This is a genomic window from Amycolatopsis sp. SID8362 (genome assembly GCF_010550475.1).
In the GTDB taxonomy this organism is placed as follows: Bacteria; Actinomycetota; Actinomycetes; order Mycobacteriales; family Pseudonocardiaceae; genus Amycolatopsis; species Amycolatopsis eburnea.
In genome coordinates this window covers 1-4,733 of record NZ_JAAGNB010001222.1, presented here as the reverse complement: position 1 = coordinate 4,733, position 4,733 = coordinate 1, and the positions used below count along the sequence as shown (strand labels likewise).

The window sequence follows — 4,733 nt, the reverse complement described above, 5'->3', positions numbered from 1 at the left end:
CCCCGGCCGACAGCGAGCTATCAAGCAGCCCGCGCGCCCCGGCCGGCGGGCAAGACCACCCCGACGCGGCCGCCCGGCAAATCCCGCGAGCCGCGGGCCACCTGCGCGGGGCCGCGGCCGGCACGAGCGTACTTCCGACGCCAAGCGAGCCTCGCCAGCCGGGCACACCCCGACGGCCGGGCAATATCCCCTTCAGCGAAAGGAGGCGGACGAGCTGGCATGTAAGCCGGATCCTGTTCCCCGGTCGCCTCTCGGCTCCCGGGGCGGCGGCCATCCATCTCGGCCTGCCGTCGCCGGCAGGCTCCAGCGGCCTACCCGCAGGCTCGGACGGGCCGTCCTCGAACGCCTGCGCAGGAGCTCGTGAGCTCCCTCTTGGCCTTGCTCCGGGTGGGGTTTACCTAGCCGTCCCGGTCACCCGGGACGCTGGTGGTCTCTTACACCACCGTTTCACCCTTACCCCCGCCCGAAAGCGGGGGCGGTCTGTTTTCTGTGGCACTTTCCCGCGGGTCACCCCGGGTTGCCGTTAGCAACCACCCTGCCCTGTGGAGTCCGGACTTTCCTCGGGCCGGGTCGCCCCGGCTCGCGACCGCCCTGCCAGCTCGTCCGCAGGCTGGATGGTAGCTCAGTACCCCGCCGCCGCCTCGGTGTGGTGGCGGGCCGGCGCCGGGTGCTGGCGGGCCAGTTCGGCCGTCCAGTGCAGGACGGCGGCGGGGCTGTCGAGGCCGATCAGCCCGATCAGCTTGCCGTGGCGGACGAAGCCGGTGATCGGGCGCGTGCCGGGCACCGGCGACTCCAGCAGGACCGTGTCGGTGGCGAGCGCGGGGCGGCCGGCGACCTGGATGCGGACGCCGTGCTGTTCGGACCAGTAGCGCGGCACCGGCGTGTACGGCCGGGCGTCCCGCGGGCCGGTGAGGAGGTTCTCCGCGGCCGCGCGGCTCATCTCCACGGCGTTGAGCCAGTGTTCGTCGCGCCGCGGCGCCGGGTCGTAGCGGAGGTTGGGCCAGCGGGCGACGTCGCCGGCCGCGACGATCGTCGACGAGCCGACGACGTGGCAGGTGGGTTCGCAGACCACGCCGTCGTCGAGGGGCAGCTTGGCGCCGCGCAGCCACGACACCGCCGGCACGCTGCCGACCGCGACGACGACGCACGCGACGTCGAGCGCGCGGCCGTCGGCGAACTCGAGCCCGACGGACCGCGGCCCCGGCCGCCAGCGGCGGATCGTCGTGCCGGGTTCGAACTGGACGCCGCGAGCGGTGTGCAGCGCGGTGAGCCAGTCGCCGATGTCGGGGCCGAGGACGTCGGCCAGCAGCGGGCGCGACCGTCCGAAGAGGACGACCCCGCGGCCGGTCTCGCGGAGACTGGAAGCGACTTCGCAGCCGATGAAGCCGTCGCCGATCACCGCGACCGGGCCGGGGTTGCCGGCCAGGGCGCGCTGGAGGGCGACGGTGTCGGCGAGGGTGCGGACGACGACCACGCGCGGGTGGCCGTGCGGCGCGCCCGGCATGCGGCGGGGTTCGACGCCGGTGGCGATGATCAAGCCGTCGTAGCGGAGCTCCTCGTCGCGCAGGTGGACGACCTGCCGGTGCGGGGACAGCGCCGTGACCGGCGTGTCGAACCGCCATTCGGCGTCGACTTCGAGCGGGTCGGCGAGCAGGGTGTCGGCGCGGCTGACCGCGCCGGTGAGCAGCTGCTTGGACAGCGCCGGGCGGTGGTAGGCGATGCCGGGTTCGGCGCCGAGGACGACGACTTCGCCGTCGAACCCGAGTTCGCGCAGCCGTTCGGCGGCGCGCAGGCCGGCCAGTCCGGCTCCGGCGATGACGATGCGTTCGCTCATCTGGTCGCTCCCAGCAGGTGGATGGCGCGCATGGGACAGGCGCGCGCGGCGGCGCGGACGTTCGGGACCTCCCCGGCCTCCGGGCGTTTCTCGTACTCGAGCCGTCCGTCCTGGCCGAGCTGGAACACCTGCGGCGCCTCGCTTTGGCAGACGCCGTAGGCGTGGCAGCGGTGGCTGTCGACGTCCACACGCAGGGCCGGCGGTTCCGCTTCGGGCGGGCTGATCAGCCCGGCGCGGGCGAGCACCGAGGCGGGCAGCACCCGCAGCACCGACAGCAGCACCGGCGGGACGAGCAGGGTGATCCCGGCCAGCCAGACGACGGCGAGGTGCCCGCTCGAGACGGCGCCGAGCCAGGCGTGCACGGCGAGCAGGCCGACGGCGAGGTAGCCGGCCTGGTGGAAGCGCAGCCAGCGGGCTTCGCGCGCGCCGCGGCGCAGGCCCGCCGTCACGGACACCGCGATCACCAGCTCCAGGCCGGCGATGCCGATGGCGTGCCGCGGGACGCCGTCGTAGAACGGCAGCAGGAGGTCCGCGACGCCGAACGGGTCGTCCTCGAGGAAGAGGAACGTCAGCCCGTGCACCGTGCCGGTGGCGAGGGTGAACGCGGCGAGCAGGACGTGCCCGGTGCGCAGCGCGTCCTGGCCGCTGAACCGGCGGACCCACCCGGTGGCGGCGAGCACGCCCCAGCACAGGGTGAGGCACATGCAGACGTAGGTGAGGCGGCCGGAGAGCGCGGCCGCCTCGGCGATCCCGGTGTCGTGCGGCGACACCGGGACCAGCGCGGCTGAGGGGGACATGGGCGGCTTACCTCCGGGTGCGCGGCGGGGTCCTGCCGGGAGTTCCGAGCAGGCGGAGCAGGCCGAACGTGGCTACGGCGGCGAGGGCCACGAGAACGGCGCCGACGGCGAAGTCGCCGGCGCCGAGGGTGTCGGCTTCGGTGGCGGAAACGAGCAGGGACGTGGTCTCGGCGAGCCCGGTGCTCTCCAGGAGCGTCAGGTGCCCGAGCGCGGTGTCGACGGCGGTCTGGGCGAACGCGCGGACGTCGTCGTCGCGGGTGCCGGCGCGGACGTCGGAGGCGAGCGCGAAGAGGCTGCCGTACTCGGCGCGCAGCCGGTTGACGTAGGCCCGGTCGAACGCGTCGCCGGAGTCCGCGCCGATTTCGTCGGCCCAGGCGCGCTCCTGGGCGGTGGGTTCCCCCGGCAGGGTGATCGCGAGCCGGTCGGCGACCGCGCGCAAGGCGACGTCGAGGCGGGCCTGGTCGTCGGCGATGCGGACGGCGACGGCGCGGACCCGGCGGTTGGTGGCCCGCTCGGCGGCCAGCCTGCTCGACGGCCCGGCCCACAGCGTGTGCTGCTTCAGCCGGGTCAGCAGGGCGCGGTCGGTCTGCTGCAGTTCGCCGGCGGACGCCGGGAGCGCGCAGCCGAGCGCGAACGCGGCCGCGGCGGCCAGCAGCGCCACGAATCGGAGCGGCATCCCCGTTGTCCCTTCGCGATGGAGTCCTCACCGGGAGCTACGGGAGAAAGGTGTGTTCCGGTTCTCACCGTCACCTTTTAGTGACCTGTGACGTGCATCACAAGACACATTCTGAACCAATAGGCGGGCAAACTAATGCATATGGCCTATTAAGTGCTTTTGCGCTACGCTCCGATGGCCCCACGGTCCGCCAGTCAGGTGAGGTTGCGAGCTTTATGGAAGCACTGGGCAGAGAAAGTCGCGGCCACGTCCGCTACGCCTCGTCCGCCGTCGCGCCCGACCCGGCGGACGATCTCGTCCCGTTGCTCTACAAGGACTTCCGCGCCACCCTGTTCTCGCAGGTACTGGCCCTGACCAACCACGACCGGCAGTGGACCGAAGACGTGGTGCAGGAGACCATGATCCGCGCGTGGCAGCACTCGGACACCCTCGAACGCGAGCCCGGAATGCTGCGCGGCTGGCTGCTCACGGTGGCCCGCCGGATCGTCATCGACGGCTGGAGAAATCGCCGCGTCCGCCCGCAGGAGGTCGCTCTGGAGATCCCGGAAAACGCCGAGTCCGCCGACCGCGCGGACAGTTCGTTAGCCGCACTAACGATTACTCGGGCATTGGGAGAACTGGACGCGAAATACCAGTCGGTCATCCTCGAGACGTACCTCGCCGGAAACACCGTCCGGCGCGCGGCGGAAATTCTGGGAATTCCGGAAGGAACCGTGAAATCGCGGTTGTACACGGCGATGCGGCAATTGCGTAAGGCGCTCGGGGAAGTAGCGGTGCGATGAGGGGGAAACACCGGGACGCCGCGGCGCACGCGCTCGGCGTCCTCGACGACCCGGCGGAGTTCGAAACGCATTTGCGGGACTGCGCCCGCTGCCGGGTCGCGGTCGACGGCTTCCGGTCGGTGGGCGACGCGCTGGCGGCGGCGGACCGGCTCGGGTACCTGCCTCGCGGCGGCTCGAGCGGGCCCGGCTACCCGCTGCCCGGCGGGGGGCCGGCGGGCGGGGCGGACCGGTTCGCATCGGCTGCGTCCATCGTCTCCCCCGCTCGTGTCGTGGCCGGTACCGGCGGCGCTCCTCGGGATCTCCCCTGGTCGGCCGGTTTCCAGTAGTCTGCCCCAACCCAACATGAAAGTCCTTACGGTGGATACCGAAGTAAATCCCGAGCACCCCGTCAGCGGGGCTTCGGTACCGAAGCGTCCCGCCCCGCGGCTCCCCGGCCGCGAGCCCGAGCTCAGCCGTCTGACCAGCCTCTTCCCGGCCGCGCTGGACGGCCGGGCGGCCAGCGCGGTCCTGGTCGGCGAGTTCGGCATGGGCAAGAGCGCCACCCTGCACACCGCCGCGGCCCTGGCCGCGGACGCGGGCTTCACCGTCGCGATCGCCACCGGGTCGCGGCTGGAGAGCCACCTGGCGGGCGGGCTCGCGCGCCA

General features: G+C 72.9%; 6 protein-coding genes and 1 other RNA gene. 3 read left to right on the top strand and 4 right to left on the bottom strand.

Going from position 1 to position 4,733, the window contains the following annotated elements:
* Nucleotides 1-206: 206 nt before the first annotated feature.
* The 4 genes from rnpB to G3I65_RS38095 all read right to left on the bottom strand — a co-directional run bounded on the left by rnpB (nucleotide 207) and on the right by G3I65_RS38095 (nucleotide 3,307).
* Nucleotides 207-602, bottom strand: an RNA gene (gene rnpB / locus G3I65_RS38110) — RNase P RNA component class A.
* A gap of 20 nt (nucleotides 603-622) precedes the next feature.
* Nucleotides 623-1,834, bottom strand: a complete 1,212-nt coding sequence (locus tag G3I65_RS38105; protein ID WP_160700396.1) for an NAD(P)/FAD-dependent oxidoreductase — start codon at nucleotides 1,832-1,834, stop codon at nucleotides 623-625.
* Nucleotides 1,831-2,631, bottom strand: coding sequence for a ferredoxin (locus G3I65_RS38100; protein WP_160700395.1), 801 nt, complete (start codon nucleotides 2,629-2,631; stop codon nucleotides 1,831-1,833). The genes G3I65_RS38105 and G3I65_RS38100 overlap by 4 nt, the downstream gene beginning before the upstream one ends.
* Before the next feature lie 7 nt (nucleotides 2,632-2,638).
* The gene (locus G3I65_RS38095; RefSeq protein WP_160700394.1) at nucleotides 2,639-3,307 is read right to left on the bottom strand and encodes a DUF4142 domain-containing protein; all 669 of its coding nucleotides are present in this window, start codon (nucleotides 3,305-3,307) and stop codon (nucleotides 2,639-2,641) included.
* 215 nt (nucleotides 3,308-3,522) lie between these two features.
* On the opposite strand from G3I65_RS38095, the gene G3I65_RS38090 reads away from it, so the two are divergent.
* From G3I65_RS38090 to G3I65_RS38080, 3 genes are all read left to right on the top strand, one after another.
* A complete protein-coding gene (locus G3I65_RS38090) occupies nucleotides 3,523-4,089 on the top strand; it encodes a sigma-70 family RNA polymerase sigma factor (RefSeq protein ID WP_160700393.1) in 567 nt (188 codons plus the stop codon).
* Entirely contained in the window at nucleotides 4,086-4,415 is a 330-nt protein-coding gene (locus tag G3I65_RS38085) for a hypothetical protein (protein ID WP_160700392.1), read from the top strand. Before G3I65_RS38090 ends, G3I65_RS38085 begins: the two co-directional genes overlap by 4 nt.
* A gap of 31 nt (nucleotides 4,416-4,446) precedes the next feature.
* The coding region (locus G3I65_RS38080; RefSeq protein ID WP_160700391.1) for an ATP-binding protein at nucleotides 4,447-4,733 on the top strand (287 nt) is incomplete at its 3' end.